At 57.5% G+C, this 21,209-nt stretch carries 19 protein-coding genes and 5 tRNA genes; 12 read left to right on the top strand and 12 right to left on the bottom strand.

Features of this window, described 5'->3' with window-relative positions; translation table 11 throughout:
- Positions 1-3: 3 nt before the first annotated feature.
- A complete protein-coding gene (gene uvrA, locus ACY8FN_RS06025; protein WP_463099473.1) occupies positions 4-2,832 on the bottom strand; it encodes an excinuclease ABC subunit UvrA in 2,829 nt (942 codons plus the stop codon).
- A gap of 381 nt (positions 2,833-3,213) precedes the next feature.
- On the opposite strand from uvrA, the gene ACY8FN_RS06020 reads away from it, so the two are divergent.
- A complete protein-coding gene (locus ACY8FN_RS06020) occupies positions 3,214-3,798 on the top strand; it encodes a single-stranded DNA-binding protein (RefSeq protein WP_068979511.1) in 585 nt (194 codons plus the stop codon).
- A 151-nt stretch (positions 3,799-3,949) separates the two neighbouring features.
- Complete coding sequence (locus tag ACY8FN_RS06015; protein ID WP_463101134.1) at positions 3,950-4,693, top strand: substrate-binding periplasmic protein; 744 nt, start codon at positions 3,950-3,952, stop codon at positions 4,691-4,693.
- Positions 4,694-4,765: 72 nt separating this feature from the next.
- On the opposite strand, the gene ACY8FN_RS06010 is transcribed toward ACY8FN_RS06015, so the two are convergent.
- Positions 4,766-4,888: a hypothetical protein gene (locus ACY8FN_RS06010; protein ID WP_098970803.1), complete on the bottom strand. Its 123-nt coding sequence runs from the start codon at positions 4,886-4,888 to the stop codon at positions 4,766-4,768.
- Positions 4,889-5,351: 463 nt separating this feature from the next.
- On the opposite strand from ACY8FN_RS06010, the gene ACY8FN_RS06005 reads away from it, so the two are divergent.
- The 4 genes from ACY8FN_RS06005 to ACY8FN_RS05990 all read left to right on the top strand — a co-directional run bounded on the left by ACY8FN_RS06005 (position 5,352) and on the right by ACY8FN_RS05990 (position 9,064).
- Positions 5,352-6,254 carry a cation diffusion facilitator family transporter gene (locus tag ACY8FN_RS06005; RefSeq protein ID WP_101326026.1) on the top strand — a complete coding sequence of 301 codons (903 nt, stop codon included), beginning with the start codon at positions 5,352-5,354 and terminating at the stop codon, positions 6,252-6,254.
- Positions 6,255-6,400: 146 nt separating this feature from the next.
- On the top strand, positions 6,401-6,685 hold the full coding sequence (gene yjbD, locus ACY8FN_RS06000; protein ID WP_005340165.1) for a DUF3811 domain-containing protein: 285 nt from the start codon (positions 6,401-6,403) through the stop codon (positions 6,683-6,685).
- Positions 6,686-7,198: 513 nt separating this feature from the next.
- On the top strand, positions 7,199-7,411 hold the full coding sequence (cspE, locus tag ACY8FN_RS05995; protein WP_005316548.1) for a transcription antiterminator/RNA stability regulator CspE: 213 nt from the start codon (positions 7,199-7,201) through the stop codon (positions 7,409-7,411).
- Between the two features lie 294 nt (positions 7,412-7,705).
- Positions 7,706-9,064, top strand: a complete 1,359-nt coding sequence (locus tag ACY8FN_RS05990) for an NCS2 family permease (RefSeq protein WP_463099472.1) — start codon at positions 7,706-7,708, stop codon at positions 9,062-9,064.
- 123 nt (positions 9,065-9,187) lie between these two features.
- Here the strand turns inward: ACY8FN_RS05990 and ACY8FN_RS05985 are convergent, their stop codons facing one another.
- From ACY8FN_RS05985 to treR, 4 genes are all read right to left on the bottom strand, one after another.
- Positions 9,188-9,799 (bottom strand): sugar O-acetyltransferase, encoded by a 612-nt coding sequence (locus tag ACY8FN_RS05985; protein ID WP_463099471.1) that lies wholly within the window; start codon positions 9,797-9,799, stop codon positions 9,188-9,190.
- Between the two features lie 3 nt (positions 9,800-9,802).
- Positions 9,803-11,464, bottom strand: a complete 1,662-nt coding sequence (gene treC, locus ACY8FN_RS05980; RefSeq protein WP_463099470.1) for an alpha,alpha-phosphotrehalase — start codon at positions 11,462-11,464, stop codon at positions 9,803-9,805.
- A gap of 66 nt (positions 11,465-11,530) precedes the next feature.
- A complete protein-coding gene (treB, locus tag ACY8FN_RS05975) occupies positions 11,531-12,961 on the bottom strand; it encodes a PTS trehalose transporter subunit IIBC (RefSeq protein WP_463099469.1) in 1,431 nt (476 codons plus the stop codon).
- A 192-nt stretch (positions 12,962-13,153) separates the two neighbouring features.
- Positions 13,154-14,101 (bottom strand): trehalose operon repressor TreR, encoded by a 948-nt coding sequence (treR, locus tag ACY8FN_RS05970; RefSeq protein WP_463099468.1) that lies wholly within the window; start codon positions 14,099-14,101, stop codon positions 13,154-13,156.
- Between the two features lie 135 nt (positions 14,102-14,236).
- Between treR and ACY8FN_RS05965 the strand changes: the two genes are divergently transcribed.
- The 6 genes from ACY8FN_RS05965 (at position 14,237) to pbpG (ending at position 19,920) form a co-directional block, all read left to right on the top strand.
- Positions 14,237-15,187 (top strand): AEC family transporter, encoded by a 951-nt coding sequence (locus ACY8FN_RS05965; protein ID WP_463099467.1) that lies wholly within the window; start codon positions 14,237-14,239, stop codon positions 15,185-15,187.
- A 192-nt stretch (positions 15,188-15,379) separates the two neighbouring features.
- A complete protein-coding gene (locus ACY8FN_RS05960) occupies positions 15,380-15,574 on the top strand; it encodes a heavy-metal-associated domain-containing protein (RefSeq protein ID WP_463099466.1) in 195 nt (64 codons plus the stop codon).
- A 130-nt stretch (positions 15,575-15,704) separates the two neighbouring features.
- Positions 15,705-16,763, top strand: a complete 1,059-nt coding sequence (gene ansB / locus ACY8FN_RS05955) for an L-asparaginase 2 (protein WP_463099465.1) — start codon at positions 15,705-15,707, stop codon at positions 16,761-16,763.
- Between the two features lie 202 nt (positions 16,764-16,965).
- Complete coding sequence (locus ACY8FN_RS05950; protein ID WP_042021520.1) at positions 16,966-18,258, top strand: hemolysin family protein; 1,293 nt, start codon at positions 16,966-16,968, stop codon at positions 18,256-18,258.
- Positions 18,259-18,275: 17 nt separating this feature from the next.
- Positions 18,276-18,941 carry a DedA family protein gene (locus ACY8FN_RS05945; protein WP_101320463.1) on the top strand — a complete coding sequence of 222 codons (666 nt, stop codon included), beginning with the start codon at positions 18,276-18,278 and terminating at the stop codon, positions 18,939-18,941.
- Between the two features lie 151 nt (positions 18,942-19,092).
- Positions 19,093-19,920: a D-alanyl-D-alanine endopeptidase gene (gene pbpG, locus ACY8FN_RS05940; RefSeq protein ID WP_101320461.1), complete on the top strand. Its 828-nt coding sequence runs from the start codon at positions 19,093-19,095 to the stop codon at positions 19,918-19,920.
- 348 nt (positions 19,921-20,268) lie between these two features.
- On the opposite strand, the gene ACY8FN_RS05935 is transcribed toward pbpG, so the two are convergent.
- The 6 genes from ACY8FN_RS05935 to csrA form a co-directional block, all read right to left on the bottom strand.
- Positions 20,269-20,345 (bottom strand) — tRNA-Arg (locus ACY8FN_RS05935).
- A 29-nt stretch (positions 20,346-20,374) separates the two neighbouring features.
- Positions 20,375-20,451 (bottom strand) — tRNA-Arg (locus tag ACY8FN_RS05930).
- A 30-nt stretch (positions 20,452-20,481) separates the two neighbouring features.
- A tRNA-Arg gene (locus ACY8FN_RS05925) sits at positions 20,482-20,558 on the bottom strand.
- A 30-nt stretch (positions 20,559-20,588) separates the two neighbouring features.
- A tRNA-Arg gene (locus ACY8FN_RS05920) sits at positions 20,589-20,665 on the bottom strand.
- Positions 20,666-20,668: 3 nt separating this feature from the next.
- Positions 20,669-20,761 (bottom strand) — tRNA-Ser (locus tag ACY8FN_RS05915).
- 213 nt (positions 20,762-20,974) lie between these two features.
- Positions 20,975-21,163 carry a carbon storage regulator CsrA gene (gene csrA / locus ACY8FN_RS05910; RefSeq protein WP_042021513.1) on the bottom strand — a complete coding sequence of 63 codons (189 nt, stop codon included), beginning with the start codon at positions 21,161-21,163 and terminating at the stop codon, positions 20,975-20,977.
- Positions 21,164-21,209: the final 46 nt, after the last annotated feature.

Below are 21,209 nucleotides of genomic sequence, written 5' to 3'. Positions count from 1 at the left end.
GGTTTATCGCGTCAAGAGCGGCCGTAAAAAACGTGCTGTATGAGACTCTTTATTGCCGCAGATCTCCTCCGGCGTCCCCGTCACCAGAATGCGGCCGCCACCGGCGCCGCCTTCCGGCCCCAGATCGACAATCCAGTCGGCGGTTTTCACCACGTCCAGATTGTGCTCGATGATGACGATGGTATTGCCGCGATCCCGCAGCTGGTGCAGCACCTTGAGCAGTTGCTGGATATCGTGGAAGTGCAGCCCGGTGGTCGGCTCGTCCAGAATATAAAGGGTCTGACCGGTATCGCGTTTCGACAACTCCCGCGCCAGCTTGACCCGCTGCGCCTCGCCGCCCGACAGGGTGGTGGCAGACTGGCCGAGCCGGATATAAGAGAGGCCTACATCCATCAAGGTCTGCAGCTTGCGCGCCACCGCCGGCACAGGATCGAAAAATTCGCGGGCATCTTCCACTGTCATGTCGAGGATCTCGTGGATGTTCTTGCCCTTGTACTTCACCTCCAGCGTCTCGCGGTTGTAGCGCTTGCCCTTGCAGACATCACACGGCACGTAGACATCCGGCAGGAAGTGCATCTCCACCTTGATGACCCCGTCCCCCTGGCACGCCTCGCAGCGCCCCCCCTTGACGTTGAAGGAGAAACGGCCGGGCTTATAACCACGAGAGCGCGCCTCTTGAGTACCAGAAAGCAGCTCGCGGATCGGGGTGAACAGGCCGGTATAGGTGGCCGGGTTGGAACGCGGGGTACGGCCGATGGGGCTCTGATCGATATCCACCACCTTGTCCAGATGCTCCAGCCCCTCAACACTGCGATAGGGTGCCGGCGTGGACTCGGTCGCCTTGTTGAGCTCCCGGTGCGCAATACGAAACAGGGTGTCATTGATCAGGGTCGACTTGCCGGAGCCTGAAACGCCGGTAACGCAGGTCATCACCCCGAGCGGCAAATCCAGATTGACGTTGCGCAGGTTGTTGCCGCTCGCCCCCTTGAGTTTCAACCACTTGCCGGTGAGCGGGGTGCGTTCATCAGGGATGGCGATCTGCTTGCGGCCAGAGAGATAGTCACCGGTCAGTGAAGCTGGGTTGTCGATGATCTGCTGCGGGGTGCCCTGCGCCACAATCTCGCCGCCGTGCACGCCCGCCCCCGGGCCAATGTCGAGCACGTGATCGGCGAGACGAATAGCATCCTCATCGTGCTCCACCACGATCACTGTATTGCCCAGATCGCGCAGGTGAGTGAGGGTCTTGAGCAGCCGCTCATTGTCGCGCTGGTGCAGGCCGATCGAGGGTTCATCAAGCACATACATGACGCCCACCAGCCCGGCACCAATCTGGCTGGCCAGTCGAATGCGCTGGGCTTCGCCGCCAGAGAGGGTTTCGGCGCTGCGTGACAGGCTCAGGTAGTTGAGACCCACGTTCACCAGGAAGCCCAGCCGCTCAATGATCTCTTTGAGGATTTTCTCGGCAATCTGACCGCGCTGACCGCTCAGGTTCAGCCCCTCGAAGAAGGCGAGCGCATCGCCGATGGACTGCTCGGCGATGGCAGGCAGGTTACGGTTATCCACGAACACGTGGCGCGCCTCTTGCCGCAGTCGGCTACCGCCGCAGCTGGTACAGGATTTGTTGGCGATGTACTTGGAGAGCTCTTCGCGCACCGAGTTGGACTCGGTCTCCCGATAACGGCGCTCCATGTTGTGCAAGATCCCCTCAAACGGGTGCTTGCGCACCACCACGTCGCCGCGATCGTTCATGTAACGGAACTCGATCTCGGTGCGAGCAGAGCCCCGCAGGATCACCTCCTGGGTCTTCGGCGGCAGATCCTCCCACGGCGTTTCCAGATCGAACTTGTAGTGCTCGGAGAGAGATTTCAGCATCTGGAAGTAGTAGAAGCTGCGCTTGTCCCAACCGCGGATAGCGCCGTTGGCCAGACTGATGGAAGGATCACCGATCACCTTGGCCGGATCGAAATATTGCTGCACCCCGAGGCCGTCGCAGGTCGGGCAGGCACCGGCCGGGTTGTTGAAGGAGAAGATGCGCGGTTCCAGCTCCGACATGGAGTAGCCACACTCGGGGCATGCGAAGTTGGCGGAGAAGGTCATGGGGGCAACTCCCTCTTCTCCGTCCATGGGTACCACCAGCACGATGCCGCCGGAGAGGGTCAGCGCCGTCTCGAATGATTCGGCGAGCCGCAGCGCCAGGTCCTCGCGCACCTTGAAGCGATCCACCACCACCTCGATGGTGTGCTTCTTGTGCAGCTCCAGCGTGGGAGGGTCCGAGAGATCGCACACCTCGCCGTCGATACGGGCACGGATATAACCCTGCGCCGCCAGATTTTCCAATAGCTTGCTGTGCTCCCCCTTGCGATCCCGCACCACCGGGGCCAGCAGCATCAACTTGCTCCCCTCCGGCTGGGCCAGCACCTGATCCACCATCTGACTGATGGTCTGGGCGGCCAGTGGGATCTCGTGAGTCGGGCAGCGCGGTTCACCAACCCGGGCGAACAACAGCCGCAGATAGTCGTAAATCTCGGTAATAGTGCCGACAGTCGAGCGCGGGTTGTGGGAGGTAGACTTCTGCTCAATCGAGATGGCCGGTGACAGCCCTTCGATATGATCGACGTCCGGCTTCTCCATCAAAGAGAGGAACTGACGGGCATAGGCGGAGAGCGACTCCACATAGCGACGCTGCCCTTCGGCATAGAGGGTATCGAACGCCAGCGAGGATTTGCCGGAGCCGGAGAGACCGGTCACCACGATCAGCTTGTCGCGGGGCAGGGTCAGATTGATGTTCTTGAGGTTGTGGGTGCGAGCACCCCGGACCACGATTTTTTCCATCTTGTTGCACGCTCGATACAGAAACCTGAGCGAGCCAGTATGGCATAGCGACTACTGGATGAATAGACAGGCATTATCTATCGCTATCATCCTTTTTTGCGATTGAATCTGTGCCTTCCCAACCCATGCCAAAGAGACGTTCTGCTTCCGCCCCTCAACCGGCAACACCACACGGATGAGGGTGCGCAGGGACGCATCAGCTGTTACTATTGGGGGCTAAACGTGAGCCAGGTAATAAGTAAACATCAGCCTGATTGCTGCTACGGGTATAGAAAAACCATGCTGTTCAATACGATAGCGGCATGGTCATGAAAAAACGCGGTAACTCATTTGGTTGGCCTAGGCTTTGCCTGGCCGGAATATAAAGGTGGAAGAGAAATTATGGCCAGTCGAGGCATCAATAAAGTCATTCTGATCGGTAACCTCGGGCAAGACCCGGAAGTACGCTACATGCCGAGTGGTGGCGCGGTGACCAACATTACTCTGGCCACCTCCGAATCCTGGCGCGACAAGCAGACTGGTGAGCAGAAAGAGCGTACCGAATGGCACCGTGTGGTATTCATGGGCAAACTGGCCGAAGTAGCCGGTGAATACCTGAAGAAAGGCTCCCAAGTCTATGTAGAAGGCAAGCTGCAGACTCGTAAATGGCAAGATCAGGGTGGCCAGGAGCGCTACACCACTGAAGTGCTGGTGGACAGTTTCAGTGGTGTCATGCAGATGCTGGGTGGCCGCCCACAAGGTGGCGCCGGACAAGCTATGGGTGGTCAAAGCCAAGGCAACTGGGGCCAACCACAGCAGAGCATGCCTGCCCAGCAGCCGATGAACCAGCAGCGCCCCGCTCCGGCTCCGCAGCAAAACATGCAGCAACCGCAAGGCGGTTATGGCCGTCCGGCTCAGCAGCCACAATCTGCCCCGCCGGTTTATAACGAGCCGCCGATGGATTTCGACGACGATATCCCCTTCTAAGAACAGAAATATTGAAAAGGCCCTGATAAATCAGGGTCTTTTTTTATGCATTCAAGGCTGAACCAGTCAGCCAGAAAGGAATATGACGTTTTATGGCGACCTCTCTTACAGTGATGGATATTCTCGACAGGAGCGCGTTGTGAAAGGTGTAATCCAGCCGATCACCCCTTTATTGCTACTGCTGGCCAGCTTGCTGCCCGGCCAGTTACTGGCCAAGCCACTCAAGGTAGGGGTCAGCTTTGCCATTCCCCCCTATGTCATCAAAGACGCTCACCGTGGCATCGAGCTGGATCTGCTGAAAGAGGCGTTCGCCGGTAGCGGCTATGAGCCCAGCTTTGAATTTCTACCGCTGGAGCGAACCTTCCGCCTGTTCGAGTCAGGAAAGCTGGATGCCATCATCAACGTCAAACCCGGCATGGTTGATCCCCACTTTCTGACCCGGCCCGTCATTACGTTCCATAACCGGATCTTCACTCTGCGCAGCACTCATATCAGTACCCTGGACGATCTGCATGCCAAGCGAGTCACCGCCTTTCAACGAGCAAGGATCATTCTGGGGGGCGCGTTCGCCACCATGGCCAACCAGAATCCCCACTATGAGGAAGTGGCCAAGCAACAGGGGCAGGTGCATCAGTTGATGCGCGGCAGGGTCGATGCTGTGGTACTGGAGGAGCGGGTGTTCTACTACTATCTGGACCAGCTAATCGCCGCAGCCCAGACAGGCGAGCGCTACGAGCGCAATCTGGTCAGGCAGGCGGACCTCTTCCCACCCACCGTCTATCACTTTGCCTTCCGTGCGGCCGATGTCCGCAACCTGTTTGATGAACGCCTTGAGGCAATGCGCCAGGATGGCCGCTATCGCCAGATTTTCGCGGCTTACGGCGCCACGCCGTGAGCCACAAACATAAAAGCCAGCCGGTAAGGGCTGGCTTTGTACTGGCTCCGAAGGAACAGCAGTAGTGGAGCGTTACTTCATTGCGCTGCCGTTTTTCAGATCTGCTTTCTGACGTTTGGCTTCGCGTTTCTCTTTCAGTGACAGCTGCGGTTTTTTCTTGGCATCTTTGCCGTTGTGATGTTCTTTGTTACTCATCATCAAACTCCAAAAATGTTATCCAGACAGTTGGAGCCACAAGGGATCCAGCATGCCATCCGAATCATCAACTTCAGTACGCTTGGTGTGATGGCAGGGGCCATCAACAGAACCAGCATACCCTCCACTCGAATCCGGATCCAGCCTCATTCTCACCAAAAAATAGCTACGAGCAATCCCCTGGAACATCAAGCCCAATGGGCTCGATACGAAAAACCAAAAAAGAGTGATTTGCATTATTAAATGTTGTCACGCTTATATTATGGCCGCACTCACGAGATATTTTCACGGATAAATATAAATCCCTCTCATTATTTATTGCCGCTCAATCGGCCACCATTTTAATAAGCATTCGCAATATCACCAGAAACATCAGGTTACAACACCGAATAGGTTATTTCCGGTCAGCCAGATATAATGCGCGCCGCACCGAAATATCCGTTTTTATTCAGGAAGCTGTGACATGAACAGAAAAACCAGAGCAGCCATGGTATCCGTCTGCTCCAATATCAGCCTGATCATCATGAAGGTAATGGCTGGTATCGCCAGTGGCTCGGTCAGTATCATCTCGGAAGCCATCCACTCCGCGATGGATCTGGTGGCGGCCCTGATCGCCCTGTTCGCAGTGAAAAAGTCAGACCTTCCTCCCGATGAACGCCACCCTTATGGCCACGACAAAATTGAAAATGTCTCCGGTGTTATAGAAGCCCTGCTGATCTTGCTGGCCGCAGGGTGGATTATTTTCGAGGCGGTCGACAAACTGTTTCACCCTGCAGCCATCGAAAGTATCGGCTGGGGCGTGCTTGTCATGGTGATTTCAGCGGTAGTTAACAGTGGTGTATCTGCCTACCTATATAAGGTGGCGAAAGAAGAGGAGTCTGTCGCGCTGGCTGCAGATGCACTTCATCTGAAGGCCGATGTTCTCACCTCCGCCGGAGTGGCCATCGGTCTTGGCGGTATCTGGCTGGCCAGTCTGTTTGGCCACTCACTCGCCATCCTCGACCCACTGGTGGCAATTGCTGTCGCCATCTTTATTGTCAGGGAGGCGATCAGCATGCTCAATGAAGCCTTCCACCCCCTGCTCGACCATAGCATGAGCCACGAGGAGCTGGAGATGACCAGCCGCATCATCACTGAATGTTGCCCTGCCTCCAGCGGTTTTCACGATTTGCGCAGCCGCCGTGCTGGTCGTCGTCGCCATATTGATTTTCACCTCACCCTGCCAACCGAGATGACTATTGGTGAAGCTCACGATATATGTGACCGCATCGAACATGAGATCATAGAGCAACTACCTCACGCCATTGTGTTGATCCATGTCGAGCCAGACGGGCAGATGGTGCTATCTCCACTGGCTATCACCTGACATACGGTAAACAAGCGGTAAAGTTGCCGCGAAATCTCTGGAACTGGGCTCTAACTGGTGTTTTTGCCGCTGGAATGCCGATTGCATAAGAAGTGATCGGCACAACTGTGTTAGGGTATCTAACCCCCCTGCCGCAGGAGCGCGCTGTGAAAAAGCTGGAAATGAAAGATCTGACCGAGGCTGAAAAAGCTGAAATAGCCTTGTTATTGCAGAAAGCGCAAGCCAATGCAGACCACCAGCTGACCAACGGAGAGCGGAACAAAATCCGTGAAGAGGGTCGCCTGAAAATTGTGGCAGATCGCGCCGAAGCAGCCAAAGCGGCCTCCAAGCTTGCTCGCGAGAAAGCAAAAGAGCGCGCCAAGAATCAGGTACTGCCAGAAACCTTTAGCTGGATAGATTCAGTCAGCAACAAGTTTCGCAGCAAACGCTAATTCCCTGCTTAGTGAAAATGCCCGCTCGCACTTGGTGCTTAGCGGGCATTTTCATTTATGGCCCCGAGCGCCCACGGCCCACACGCGTGCAGCATTTCAATCTGATCATGAGCGCCATCTTTACCGCCAAATCTGGCTACATTAGCGATACAAAAAAGCGCAACTGAGCTTCCTTAGAAGCTGTTTCCGTTAAAATAAAACATTCTATACACTTGAAATAAATAGCTTTTACCAAAAAATAGCCAACCTCACGTTCGTTACAAAAAATTAATATAGAGATAAGGTTTGCTTTAACAATGAGAGCGTGTTTTAATCTCTCTCGATGGTTCGGCAGTTCAGACCTGATTATGTTAGGCAGTCATTTTAGTAAAGCAGTGATTAGTGTAAGCGTTATCCTAGGATAATTCTTACAAAATAATTCTCCTTCTTTAGTGCTCCCCATACGTATTGCTGACGAAAAATCACCGATTGCTACATTTTGTAGCATTTCAAATACTATTTAAGGAAATTATTATGTCTAACAAAATGACTGGTACCGTTAAGTTCTTCAACGCTGAAAAAGGTTTTGGCTTCATCTCCCCGGCTGACGGCAGCAAAGACGTGTTCGTACACTTCTCCGCTATCCAGTCCACCAGCTTCAAAACCCTGGACGAAGGTCAGCGCGTTGAGTTCACCATCGAGCAAGGCCAGAAAGGCCCGGCTGCAGCCAACGTAGTTGGTCTGTAATTCAAGCTTGAGCACATTGCTTGTGGCTAATGCCATTCGCTAATCGCTCAGCAAGAATTTAAAAAACCCGCCTTAGGCGGGTTTTTTGTTGTTCAATTTTTCTCACCTATCCCACTCCTCAGCAACGCTTCACACTGACTTTCCTCCCTTTTGGGTCTGCACTTGAACTCCGAATGGACCCTTTATGCAAAATATTGATGAAAAAGTCAGGTTACCCACTGCATTTTCGGCGAATTCTTGCTATTTTGCGCGCCACAAAAGCAAACGATTTCCTTCACACTTTTAGGATAAGTTATGGCAAAGCAAGATATGGCCGCCAACGGAACCACCGGTGGCTTTTTGGATTCTTATTTTTCCATTTCTGCGCGCGGTAGTAGTGTGCGCCAGGAACTGTTGGCCGGTTTGACCACCTTCCTGGCCATGGTCTACAGCATCATAGTTGTGCCGAATATGCTGGGTGCTGCCGGTTTTGAGCAGGGCCCGGTCTTTGTGGCCACCTGTTTGATCGCCGCCTTCGGTTCCCTGCTGATGGGGCTGTGGGCCAAGCTGCCAATGGCTATCGGTTGTGCCATCTCCCTCACCGCCTTTACCGCGTTCAGTCTGGTACTCGGTCAGGGACTGAGTATTCCGGTCGCCCTCGGCGCTATCTTCCTGATGGGTGTGCTGTTCACCCTGATCAGCATCACTGGCGTGCGCCAGTGGATCCTCGATAACCTCCCCTCCGGTATAGCCCACGGCACCGGCATCGGTATCGGTCTGTTCCTGCTGCTAATCGCCACCAACGGCGTTGGCATGGTGATCAAAAATGAAGGGGCCGGTCTGCCGGTCCAGTTGGGGGACGTCACCTCTTTCCCGGTGATCATGACTGTGTTGGGTCTGGCGGCAATCTTCGGTCTGGAGCGTCGCAAGGTGCCGGGCGGCATCCTGATGGTGATCATTGCCATCTCCATACTCGGTCTCATCTTTGATCCGCAAGTGACCTGGCAAGGCTTCTTCGCCATGCCGAGCCTGACCGGTGCGAACGGTTCGCTGGTGGGCAGCATGGATCTGCTGGGTGCTCTCAATCCGGTGGTAATCCCCACCGTGCTGGCGCTGGTGATGACCGCCGTGTTTGACGCTACCGGCACCATCCGTGCAGTAGCAGGTCAGGCGGGCCTCATCAACGAGCGTGGCCACATCATCAGCGGTGGCAAGGCCCTGACTGCCGACTCCGTCAGCAGCATGGTTGCTGGCGTGGTGGGTGGTGCCCCAGCGGCCGTCTACATCGAATCTGCCGCAGGCACTGCCGCCGGTGGCAAAACCGGTCTGACCGCTGCGCTGGTCGGCGTGCTGTTCCTGATGATGATTTTCCTGTCGCCACTGAGCTATCTGGTACCGGCCTACGCTACCGCACCGGCCCTGATGTACGTCGGCCTGCTGATGCTGGGCAACGTCACCAAGCTGGACTTCAGTGACTCGGTCGATGCGCTGGCCGGTATGCTGTGCGCCGTCTTCATCGTGCTCACCTGCAACATCGTCACCGGTATCATGCTGGGCTTCGTGGCGTTGGTCGTTGGCCGCATCTTCGCTGCCGAGTGGAAGAAACTCAACGTCGGTACCGTCATCATCGCCGTGGCACTGGTGGTCTTCTATGCCGGTGGCTGGGCCATCTAACACTCGCGGCTATCAATACGCGCCGGCACGTTAGTTGCTGTTATAAAAATGCCCCACCTTCCGGTGGGGCATTTTTCGTTTGAGGGAGTGATTCATCCATTACCTCGGTTAACCCCCCGTAGCTTACCCCTCCATCAACTCCTCTGCTGTCATGGGCCGCAATACCTTGCAGGGATTACCGACCGCCACCACGTTGGCGGGCACATCTTTGGTCACCACCGAGCCCGCGCCAATCACGCTGTTGTCACCGATAGTGACTCCGGGGCAGATGACAACGCTGCCGCCGATCCAGACGTTGTGACCGATCCGCACCGGCTTGCCGAACTCGACACCCTTGATACGGGGCACGACAGCAACCGGATGAGCCGCAGTGTAGATCTGCACCCCGGGCGCCAGCAGCACGTTGTCGCCGATATGCACTTCGCAGACATCGAGGATGGTGCCGTTGAAGTTGGCGTAAAAATTCGCTCCGACATGGATATTTGCGCCGTAGTCGCAAAAAAATGGCGGGGTAATAAAGCAGCGTTCAGCACGGCTACCGAGCAAACGCGTGAGGCGCTCATCCCACCCAGGGGAACTGGTCGACTCCCGGTTAAATTCGCCCAACAATGCACGACACCGTTCACGGGCCGCCACCAACGCGGGATCACCCGCATCATAGGGCTCCCCCGCCACCATCTTCTGCCACTCGGGCCCGCGCACCGTCGCAGTCGCCTTCGTCATCACCTCACTCATCCACTACTCCATCAGCCAGATCAGGGATTCATAAGGGCGCAGCATACCCGATTGCGGCCGGGCCGGGCTATCGGGGTAGTTACCCAGCAGCAGGCGACCTTCAGCAGCTTGCAGCTCGGCAGGCAGCGCAAACTCAACCGGCTCGCCGTAGAAGTTGCTCACCACCAGCAGGGTCTGGCCGTTGGCACTGCGGGTATAGGCCCAGATCTGCTCATTCCCCGCCAGCAGCTCCTGATAATCCCCTTGCGTGAAGATGGGGTACGCCTTGCGAAGCGCAATGAGATCCCGGTAGTGCCAGAACACCGAGTTCTGGTCAGCCAGCGCCGCCTCGGCGTTGATCTCGGGGTAGTTGGCAGCGGGCTTGAGCCAGGGCGTCCCGTTGGTGAAACCGGCGTTGGACGCGGCACTCCACTGCATCGGGGTGCGCGAGTTATCCCGAGACTTGGCACCCAGAATCGCGAGGATCTCGGCCTCACTCATCCCTTCCGCCTGCTTGATGGCGAAGATGTTGCGGCTCTCCACATCCTGATAGTCGTCGATGCACTGATAACCGGGGTTGGTCATGCCGATCTCCTCCCCCTGATAGATGTAGGGGGTGCCCTGCAGGCCGTGCAAGGTGCTGGCCAGCATCTTGGCGGCCACTACCCTATGTTCGCCCTCGTTGCCGAAGCGGGAGACGATGCGCGGCTGATCGTGGTTGCACCAGAACAGCGCCGACCACCCCTTGCCGTGCATGCCGCTCTGCCAGTGGTTGAAGATGCGCTTGAGTTCGAGGAAATCGAACGGCGCCTTGGTCCACTTGTCGCCGTTGGGATAATCCACCTTGAGATGGTGGAAGTTGAACACCATGGAGAGCTCGGAGCCATCGAGGGCGCCGTAGCGCTGGCAATGCTCCAGCGAAGTAGAGGACATCTCCCCCACCGTCATGGCGCCCACCGGGGCAAAGACATCGCGGCTCACATCCTGCAAAAACTCGTGGATGCGCGGCCCGTCGGTATAGAAGCGGCGGCCATCGCCAATCTCGTCGCTCGGGAACGCCTGATCCTTGGAGATGAGGTTGATGACGTCGAGACGGAAACCATCGATCCCCTTCTTCGCCCAGAAGTGGATGATGTTTTTGACTTCGGCGCGCACCGCCGGGTTTTCCCAGTTGAGATCCGCCTGCTCGCGGGCAAACAGGTGCAGGTAATACTGCTCGGTCGCAGCATCCAGCTCCCAGGCGCTGCCGCCAAACTTGGACTGCCAGTTGTTGGGCACGCCGCCATCCACCGGATCCTGCCAGATGTAGTAGTCGCGGTAGGGGCTGTTCTTGTCCCCCAGCGCTGATTTGAACCAGGCGTGTTCAGTGGAGGTGTGGTTGACCACTATATCCATCACGATGCGGATGTCGCGCGCGTGGGCCGCGGCCAACAGCGCCTCGAAGTCAGCCATGGTGCCGTAGGCGGGGTCGATGGCAAGGTAGTCAGCGATGTCGTAGCCGTTGTCCACCTGAGGGGAAACATAAACCGGGGTCAGCCAGAGGGCATCGACGCCGAGGGTCTTGAGGTAGTCGAGGCGGGCCATGATCCCCTTGAGATCACCGGTGCCACGGGCAGCGGAATCCTGAAAGCTCTTGGGGTAGATCTGGTAAATCACGGCACTCTGCCACCAGGGGGTTTGGCTCATGGGTCTTTCTCTTGTCTCGAATATGAAATGGAGAGGGCGACCCGTGGGTCGCCCTGATAATCAGTGTCAGGCGCTGGCTTGGGCCAACTTGCCAGCGGCTTGCTGGCGCTTGTAGACCAGCAGGGTCAGTACCAAAGGCACCACGATGGCGACCAGCATGGCGACTGAGTAGATGGCCCAGTATTGCGGCTGGATGGAGAGGATGCCCGGCAGGCCGCCCACTCCGATGCCGTTGGCCATCACCCCGGCGAAGCCGCAGATAAGCGCCGCCAGGCTGGAACCCACCATGGCGCACAGCATGGGAAACTTGTACTTGAGGTTGATACCGTACATGGCCGGTTCGGTCACCCCGAGGTAGGCGGAGATGGCGGCAGGCACCGAGATCTCCCGTTCGTTCTCCTTGCGGCTGATCAGAATGATGCCGACTACCGCAGAGGCCTGCGCGATGTTGGAGAGCGCAATGATCGGCCAGATCGGCGTGCCGCCCATGCTCTGCATCAGTTGCAGATCCACCGCGTTGGTGGTGTGGTGAATACCGGTGATGACCAGCGGCGCATAGAAGAAACCGAACAGGGCGGCACCGATGGGAGCGAAGGAACCGGTCATGGCTACCTTGGCGGCGAAGCCGACGCCCTCACCAATCCAGCGACCGAACGGGCCGATAAAGGCGTGGGCCACGATCACCGCCAGCAGCAGCGAGACAAACGGCACAATCACCAGATAGAGGTAGGCCGGAATGATCCGCTTGAGGTTGGTCTCTACCCAGGCGAGGAATACCCCTGCCAGCAGGGCCGGAATGACCTGGGCCTGATAACCCACCTTCTGGATCACGAACAGCCCGAAATCCCACACCTCGGGAGTTTGCTGGCCGATGCCATAGGCGTTCATCAACTGCGGCGACACCAGCGTCACCCCCAGCACGATACCGAGGATCTCGGAGCCGCCCATCTTCTTCACCGCCGACCAGCAGACGCCGACTGGCAGGAAATGGAAGATCGCCTCACCCAGCAGCCAGAGGAAGGCGTGCACCTGAGCCCAGAACTGGCTGATCTCGGTGAGGGTATGAGTGCCATCATCGAACATCTTGATGTCGCCGATGACGTTGCGAAAGCCCAGGATCAGGCCGCCGGTGATGATGGCGGGCAACAGGGGGACGAAGATCTCCGCCAGATGGGAGATGCCCCGCTCCAGCGGATTCATGTTATGACGGGCAGCCTGCTTGGCGGCCTCCTTGCTACCGCCGCTGACGCCGAGCTCTTCAGTCAGCGCCTTGTACCACTGCTCTACTTCGTTGCCGATCACCACCTGGAACTGACCGCCCTGGGTGAAGCTTCCCTTCACTGCCGGGATGGTTTCGATGGCCTTGCTGTCGGCCTTGGCCGGATCGTTCAGGACGAAGCGCAACCGGGTCAGGCAGTGACTGACGGTGGCGATGTTCTCCTTGCCGCCGATCTTGTCGATCAGGGTGGCAAGCTGTTGTGCGTTGATCTTGGACATGGGTCTTCCCTCTGTGACGCCATTGAATAGTGGTCTGCATCGCCCTTTTGAGCCAGTCTGTCGGCCGGAGCGTTTTTGGTATCGTTCCCATTTAGCATGCCGACAATTTGGCCAGATCAAAATGGGAACGTTCCCAATTCGTGGCCAGCGTCACAAAAAGCGTGTTTTTTGTTCAGTCGGAAGTGATGGGGCTCACAGGGTTCGGCATGGGGCTATGGTCACCAGCGGCGGCTGCGCCTGCTCGATCTGACCGAGCAGCTGGCGGGCCGCCTGCTCCCCCGCCCCCTTGTAACCCAGATCGAGACTAAGGGCGTTGGGGAAGAGGAAAGTGAGCATGGGGTTGTTGCCAAGGCCGGTCACCAGCACCTCGCTACGCCCTTGTTCTTGCAGGTATTTTGCCGCACCGATGGCGAGGGTGTCGCTGGCGCAGACCAGCGCCTGAGTGGCGGGAGTAAGCAGTTCGGCCGCCAGCCGGTAGCCACTCTGCAGGCTGAGATCGCCGAGGGCGCTGCGCGGGCTCAACCCCTGCTCTGCGCAGTAAGCGAGATAGGCATCGAGTCGGCGCTGGCCGGTGGTGAGATCCGAGGCATCCACTCCCAGATAGGCGATGTCGCGGGCGCCACGGCTGGCCAGCTGCGCCAGCATGGTGCGCACCGCACCGGCATCGTCGAAGCAGACCGAGGAGAAATCGGGATATTCGCGGGCAACCAGCACCAGCTTATCTTTCAGCGGGGCCATGGCGGCATAGTCCAAATCATTGAAGGCGAACAGGATGATGCCATCCACCCCGCGTCGCTCCAGCACCGCCAGATGCTCCTGCACCTTGGCAGGGGAGAACTTGCTCTCCATCAGCACCGCATCGTAGCCGCGCTGGTAGAGGGTCTCCAGCATGCCGCGCACCGCCTGATTCTCCGAGCTGGAGTCGAGCCGCGAGACGATGATCCCCACCACCTGCTGGCTCTGGCTGCGCATGGCCCGCGCCGACTTGCTCGGCACAAAGCCGTGTTCGGCGATGATCTGCTCCACCCGCTCGCGGGTCTCCTGCTTCACCTTGGGATCCTGATTAAGCACCCGGGAGACGGTCGACTTGCCGACGCCACTCAGTCGGGCGATATCGAGGATGGTCAGTTTCTTGTCCATGAATTGGCTCACAGGAGGCTAGGCGGTGGAATTGCCCACATTGTTGTGATTAACCCCTGTGAATACAAGCCCATGGCGTTAGAATGCACTCTTGCCCCGCCACTAGGGCGTGTGGGCACAGCACAGGACGCTATCATGGATCTGCTGGCCAGTCTGCTTTTCTCTCTCTCCATCACAGGCCCCATCTGCGTGGTGCTGTTGCTCGGGATCTGGCTCAAGCGGCTGGGATTGCTGCCGGATCCTTTTATCGAGTCGGCCTCCCGGCTGGTGTTTCAGGTCACTCTGCCCGCCCTGCTGTTTTTGAGTATTCTCGGCACCAATTTCGCCACCATGCCAAGCCTCTGGTTTATCGGCTATGGCTTGCTCGCCACCGTTATCAGCTATCTGCTGCTGGAGCTGCTGGCAGGGCGTTTTATCACGGCGCAGCGGCTGCGCGGCATCTTCGTGCAGGGGAGCTTTCGCGGCAACAGCGCCATCATAGGGCTCGCCTATGTGCAGAACGCCTACGGCCACGACGGGCTGGGGGCGGCGGCCTTCTATGTTGGCGCGGTGACCGTGCTCTACAACATTCTCGCTGTCATTACCCTCACCCGCAGTCTCGGCGGCGCCACCGGTATCCGCCCCATCCTGCTCGGCATCATCAAGAATCCGCTGATCATCGCCATTATGGCGGCGCTGCCATTTACCCTGCTCGGTATCAAGATGCCGCAACTGCTGCTCACCACCGGCAGCTACTTCGCCAACATGACGCTGCCGCTGGCGCTGCTCTGCACCGGTGCCTCCCTCAGCCTCGACGCCCTGCGCGGTGGGGCAGCGCTGGCTGGCTGGGCTGCGGTGATGCGCCTGTGCCTGATCCCGGCCGCCTTCACCATGGGGGCAGCCCTGCTCGGCTTCAGCCATCTGGAGCTGGGCATCCTGTTTCTGATCAGTGCCACCCCGACCGCCGCCGCCAGCTATGTGATGACCCGCGCCATGGGAGGCGACAGTGCATTGGCTGCCAATATCATTGCCGTCACGACTCTCGGTTCGCTGGTCACCACCAGCCTGGGGGCAACCCTGATGAACTATCTGGGCTTGATGTACTGATATCTTTGCCTTGCCGGAGTCAGCTGTATGCAGGCACTCAATATCATCATCGCCACCACGACCCCGGACTCGCAGGTCACTGCAAGTCCGGGGGCAACCCTGATGAACTATCTGGGGCTGATGTACTGACATCTTGACCTTGCCGGAGGCGGCAGCTTTAGGCTGACACCCTATCAACAGAGGAGATACCCCATGACCATCGAACTCACCGTGTCCGGCATGTCCTGTGGTGGCTGCGCCGCCAGCCTGCAAAAAGCCCTGCTGGCCCAGAGCGCGGTCGCTGCGGCTACCGTCGATTTCGCCAGCAGCAAGGCCGTGATCGAAAGTGATTTGAGCAAAGCCGCGCTGATCGCCCTGATCGAAGCCCAAGGCTTTCAAGTAGGTTAATTTATCTCTATAGAGGTATAAAACAGGTTAAAAATCTGTACTCACCTGTCTTTTGGTGAGTTTTATCACAACAAACCGCTACAGAAAGCGCAAAATCGCTGCAATTTCCCCTCTCAGAAGGATTTGCCGCATGACCTTACCGATCCGCAAGACCCTGCTCGCCGCCGTTGTTAGCCTGACCCTCTCCCCCATGGCGATGGCCCTGCCCAGCGTCCACATTCTGGCCACTGGCGGCACCATCGCCGGTGCGGGTCAGTCTGCCACCCAATCCAACTACGAGGCGGGTAAGGTCGCCATCGAAACCCTGATTGCCGCCGTGCCCGAGATGAAAAACGTGGCCGATGTGCAGGGTGAGCAAGTGGTCAAGATCGGCTCCCAGGACATGAACGACGAGGTGTGGCTCAAGTTGGCCAAGCGGGTCAACGAGCTGCTGGCCAAGGATGATGTGGATGGCATCGTCATCACCCACGGCACCGACACCATGGAAGAGACCGCCTACTTCCTCAACCTGACCGTCAAGAGCGACAAGCCGGTGGTGCTGGTTGGCGCCATGCGCCCCTCCACCGCCATGAGTGCCGATGGCCCGCTGAATCTGTATAACGCAGTGGTCACCGCCTCCGACCCGAGCTCCAAGGGCCGTGGCGTGATGGTAGCGATGAACGATACCGTGCTGGATGCCCGCGACGTCACCAAAACCAACACCACCGGGGTGCAGACCTTCGCCTCCCCCAACTTTGGCCCGCTGGGCTACATCCACAACGGCAAGATCGACTATCAACGCACCCCGGCCCGCCTGCACACCAGCAAGACCCCGTTTGACGTGAGCAAGCTCGACAAGCTGCCGCAAGTGGGCATCGTCTACAACTATGCCAACGCCACCGATCTGCCAGCCAAGGCAATGGTAGATGCCAAATTCGACGGCATCGTCAGTGCCGGCGTGGGTAACGGCAACCTCTACCACACCCTGTTCGATACCCTGACCCAAGCGAGCAAGGATGGTATCCGCGTGGTGCGCTCTGCCCGCGTACCGACCGGTGCCACCACCCTGGATGCCGAGATCGATGATGCCAAATACGGCTTTGTGGCCTCTGGCACCCTCAACCCGCAAAAATCCCGCATCTTGCTGATGCTCTCCCTGACCCAAAGCAAGGATCCTGCCCAGATCCAGCGCTGGTTCCAGCAGTTCTGATCAGCTCAGCCTGACAGGCCATACCAAGGGCGGGATTTCCCGCCCTTTTGCATCAGCCCACCCCATCCGGATCATCTCTGCCAGCCATGCCAAGCCAACGTTATAAAATGAACGAACAGCAGCACCTGCTTTCACAAGCACATCTGCGCCAAATTCATTACACTGCCTGCGATCTTCTCTCTCTAAGAGGCACGACTGCAGTATGGAAATCTTGATCCTGTTGGGATTGATTTTGCTTAATGGCATTTTTGCCATGTCAGAAATCGCCATCGTCACCGCTCGCAAAGCGCGCCTTGGCAAGCTTGCCAGTGAAGGCAACCGTTCCGCCGCTATCGCCCTCAAGCTGGGCGAAGATCCAACCAACTTTCTCTCCGCGGTGCAGATCGGCATCACCAGTATCGGCCTGCTCAACGGTATCTATGGCGAGTCCCTGCTGGCCCAGCCCTTCTCTCTCTGGCTGCAGGAGTGGGGACTCTCGGCTAAAAGTAGCGGCCTGCTCGCTACCGTTATCGTCATTGTGGTTGTCACCTACCTCTCCATCGTGGTGGGTGAGTTGGTGCCCAAACGGCTGGGACAGCTGAATGCCGAGCGCATCGCCTGTCTGGTGGCTCGCCCCATGCACTGGCTCGCCACCCTGACCCGCCCCTTCGTCTGGCTGCTGTCAGCCTCGACCAATGCCGGCCTGCGGCTGCTGCGGGTCAACCAGAATGGCAATAGCAATGTCACCGAGGAGGAGATCCACGCCATGCTGGTGGAAGGGTCGGAAGCCGGGGTGATCGAGGACCACGAGCACACCATGCTGCGCAACGTGTTTCGGCTTGACGAACGCAGCCTCTCCTCACTGATGGTGCCACGCAGCGATATCCACTATCTGGATCTGGCCCAGCCACTGGCGGTCAACCTGCAACGACTGGTGGAATACCGCCACAACTTCTTCCCGGTCTGCAATGGCAGCCTGTCGGAACTGGTGGGGATCATCAACGTGAACACCCTGCTACTGGCCTATATCAAGGGCGAGCCCATCGATCTGGCAGCCCTGACCGAGGAGGGTAGCCTGCTGCCCGAGACTCTGGACGGCCTGGAGCTGCTCAACCATTTTCGTTCCCATGCCGAGCACATGGTGCTGGTAGTTGATGAATATGGCGAGCTGCAAGGTCTGGTCACCCAGCAGGATCTGCTGGAGGCACTGGCGGGGGATTTCCAGCAAGAGGATGGCTCTGATAACTGGGCATTCCAGCGTGCCGATGGCAGCTGGCTGCTCGACGGCCTGATCCCGCTGCCAGAATTGAAGGACTGTCTGGAGCTGGTTCGGCTGCCAGAAGAAGAAAAACATCACTATCACACCCTTGGAGGGCTTATCATGCTGCTCCTTGGTCGTGTTCCAAAAACCGGAGATCTGGTGACACTGGAACAGTGGCAACTGGAGATAGTTGACATGGATGGTCTGCGCATCGACAAGGTGCTCGCCATGCCCTTGACCGATCAACCCAGCTAACCTGCGGAGTTTGCAAGATGGAGCAGTTTTACCAACTGGCTCACGCCTTTATGAATCATGATCTGAACACCCTTTCCGATCCCAAGATGGCCTTCATGATCTGTGGTGTGATTTTGACGTTTCTGGTATTGGAAAACGGATTCATCCCTACCGCCTTTCTACCCGGTGACAGCCTGCTAATCCTCACCGGCGTGCTGATTTATCAAGACGTATTACCCCTCGGGGTGATCCCGCTGTTGATTATTGCCACCTTTGTCGGCACCTGGCTTGGCTATATGCAAGGGCGCTTCCTCGGCCACACCCAACTCTACCACCGGCTGATGTCCCATGTGGAAGAGCGGCACCAGCAGAAGGTCTACCACCTGCTGGACAAATACGGGATCATCACCCTGATCACCGCTCGCTATATCGCCTTCGTGCGCACCGCCTACCCCTACATAGTCGGCGCCACCGAGCTGCCGCAGGGGCGCTTCCTCATCGTCAACCTGATCAGCTCCATCATGTGGATCTGCCCACTGGTCGGTTTCGGTTATTACCTGAGCCACACCAAGCTGGCGGCAGAATACCAGTCCCAATTCCTCAACATCATCATCTATCTGCCGGTGGTACTGCTGGTGGGTGGCATGGTGGCGCTGGTCTGGCGCTGGATCAGCAAACGCAGGGCGGTACAGCCACGGGATTGATCTGTCACCCAAACCTAAAAGCCCTCACCCGAGGGCTTTTTTGATCGCGCTTTTGCGCAAACAGCATAAATAGTCTCGAAAGGCCCTTGTAAAGCAGGGGCAAAAATGAGTGAATCTAGCGCCTTTTTTGGATGGGAATGGAGTCGGTTGTATGCGGTATCGGATTCGCGCAGTAGCGCTGGTTGTCGGCTTGATGGGAATGCTGGGATTGCCTGGGGTCAACGCCGCCCCCAACCCTGCCAAGCTGGACGTTCGCTCCAGCAGCGCGCTGGTTCTTGATGTCAACACGGGCAAGACCCTCTATCAAAAAAATGCCACCAAGGTGCGCCCCATTGCCTCCCTCACCAAGCTGATGACAGCGTTGGTGGTGCTGGATGCCAAACAGAATCTCGGTCAGACCCTGACGGTTGACAAGAACGATCTGGATCGGGTCAAACACACCCATTCACGCGTCCGCATGGGCACCAAGGTAACCCGCCGCGATGCGCTGCATCTGGCGCTGATGTCCTCAGAGAACCGGATGGCCTCCGCTCTGGCTCGTCACTATCCGGGTGGCCGCAGTGCCTTTGTCCGGGCGATGAACAACAAGGCCAGAGCGCTCGGGATGCGCAATACCCACTTCTACGACTCCACCGGCCTCTCGACCCGTAACGTCTCTACCGCCCAGGATCTGGGCAAGCTGGCAGCAGCGGCCTATCGCCAACCGCTGATCCGCCAGTTCACCCAGGACGAGAACCGGGAGATGCGGTTCAGCTCACCGGCCTATAGCCTGATGTTCAACAACACTAACCCGCTGGTGAAAAACCCGGATTGGGATGTGCGCCTCTCCAAAACCGGTTTTACCGATGAGGCGGGCCGCTGTCTGGTGATGCGCGCCAAGCCCGACCGCCAGGAGCTTGCCATCGTGCTGCTCAACTCGGTGGGCAAACGCACCCCGATCGGCGATGCCAATCGTATTCGCAAGTGGCTGAAAAGCTGAGTTGACCTTCTCACCTTAAAAGGATGCTGCGGCATCCTTTTTTATTACCCGTAAAACACCACAGCTGGCGGTACAAGAGGTTGGCTGTTACGCCTTGAGCGATGGCATGGCACGCTATCCCCCCGCTGCAGCAACAGGCATACAGCGCGCAGGCAGAGGCGGCAAGAGAGACAGGGCATAACCCCGATCAGAAGAGCGGCACCCAATAACGGGAAGCCAAGTAGAAGAGATGGCAAGCGCAGATCGACAGGACGGTGAACGCCCCGTCACCACGGAAGCAGATCCGCAGCGCAGAGGTGAATTTCGCACATAAAAAAACAGCCCCGACCTGAGTCGAGGCTGTCTATATGGTGCGCCCGGGAGGATTCGAACCTCCGACCACCTGGTTCGTAGCCAGGTACTCTATCCAGCTGAGCTACGGGCGCTCATAAACTTTTAGTACTGCTTTCAAATATGGTGCGCCCGGGAGGATTCGAACCTCCGACCACCTGGTTCGTAGCCAGGTACTCTATCCAGCTGAGCTACGGGCGCTCACAAACTTTTTAGTACTGCTTTCAAAAATGGTGCGCCCGGGAGGATTCGAACCTCCGACCACCTGGTTCGTAGCCAGGTACTCTATCCAGCTGAGCTACGGGCGCTCACAAACTTTTTGATACTGCTTTCAAATATGGTGCGCCCGGGAGGATTCGAACCTCCGACCACCTGGTTCGTAGCCAGGTACTCTATCCAGCTGAGCTACGGGCGCAAATGGCGGAGAAGGGGGGATTCGAACCCCCGATGCGGGTATAAGCCGCATACTCCCTTAGCAGGGGAGCGCCTTCAGCCTCTCGGCCACCTCTCCGTTTGCGGGGCTGATAATACTTCACAGGGATTTTTAGTCAAACACTTTTTTGGAGAAAAAAGTGCGTTCGCTCAGCATTTGGTCAAAGCGTGGAATATTCAAGCAATATCACTACTTAGGGCGCCGTTTTGCCCGTTGCAGGGCAATGTCAGCTATCAGAAAAACAAAAGGCGACACATGAGGTGTCGCCTTGTCACAGTCATCAACCGCCACTTAGAAGTTGGGTTGTGCCGGCACTTTTTCAGCCTGGATACGCTGGTAGATCTCTTCACGGTGCACAGAGACCTCTTTCGGTGCGTTGACACCGATACGGACCTGGTTACCTTTAACGCCCAGTACGGTGACAGTCACTTCATCACCAATCATCAGGGTTTCCCCAACACGACGAGTCAAAATAAGCATTCGCTTGCTCCTGTATCTTGTTTTGTTTTTATATCGATATGCGACA

The sequence above is a fragment of the Aeromonas sp. 160P genome (genome assembly GCF_055193095.1).
This window is presented reverse-complemented; position numbering and strand designations above follow the sequence as displayed.

Bases quoted from the DNA above. Each gene is read 5' to 3' on its own strand.
- ACY8FN_RS06010 (WP_098970803.1), bottom strand. From the start codon at position 4,888: ATGAGTAACAAAGAACATCACAACGGCAAAGATGCCAAGAAAAAACCG.
- ACY8FN_RS06020 (WP_068979511.1), top strand. From the start codon at position 3,214: ATGGCCAGTCGAGGCATCAATAAAGTCATTCTGATCGGTAACCTCGGG.
- pbpG (WP_101320461.1), top strand. From the start codon at position 19,093: ATGCGGTATCGGATTCGCGCAGTAGCGCTGGTTGTCGGCTTGATGGGA.
- ACY8FN_RS05985 (WP_463099471.1), bottom strand. From the start codon at position 9,799: ATGAGTGAGGTGATGACGAAGGCGACTGCGACGGTGCGCGGGCCCGAG.
- cspE (WP_005316548.1), top strand. From the start codon at position 7,199: ATGTCTAACAAAATGACTGGTACCGTTAAGTTCTTCAACGCTGAAAAA.
- ACY8FN_RS06005 (WP_101326026.1), top strand. From the start codon at position 5,352: ATGAACAGAAAAACCAGAGCAGCCATGGTATCCGTCTGCTCCAATATC.
- treR (WP_463099468.1), bottom strand. From the start codon at position 14,101: ATGGACAAGAAACTGACCATCCTCGATATCGCCCGACTGAGTGGCGTC.
- ACY8FN_RS05965 (WP_463099467.1), top strand. From the start codon at position 14,237: ATGGATCTGCTGGCCAGTCTGCTTTTCTCTCTCTCCATCACAGGCCCC.
- treB (WP_463099469.1), bottom strand. From the start codon at position 12,961: ATGTCCAAGATCAACGCACAACAGCTTGCCACCCTGATCGACAAGATC.
- ACY8FN_RS05960 (WP_463099466.1), top strand. From the start codon at position 15,380: ATGACCATCGAACTCACCGTGTCCGGCATGTCCTGTGGTGGCTGCGCC.
- ACY8FN_RS05950 (WP_042021520.1), top strand. From the start codon at position 16,966: ATGGAAATCTTGATCCTGTTGGGATTGATTTTGCTTAATGGCATTTTT.
- uvrA (WP_463099473.1), bottom strand. From the start codon at position 2,832: ATGGAAAAAATCGTGGTCCGGGGTGCTCGCACCCACAACCTCAAGAAC.
- ACY8FN_RS05945 (WP_101320463.1), top strand. From the start codon at position 18,276: ATGGAGCAGTTTTACCAACTGGCTCACGCCTTTATGAATCATGATCTG.
- ACY8FN_RS05990 (WP_463099472.1), top strand. From the start codon at position 7,706: ATGGCAAAGCAAGATATGGCCGCCAACGGAACCACCGGTGGCTTTTTG.
- csrA (WP_042021513.1), bottom strand. From the start codon at position 21,163: ATGCTTATTTTGACTCGTCGTGTTGGGGAAACCCTGATGATTGGTGAT.
- treC (WP_463099470.1), bottom strand. From the start codon at position 11,464: ATGAGCCAAACCCCCTGGTGGCAGAGTGCCGTGATTTACCAGATCTAC.
- ansB (WP_463099465.1), top strand. From the start codon at position 15,705: ATGACCTTACCGATCCGCAAGACCCTGCTCGCCGCCGTTGTTAGCCTG.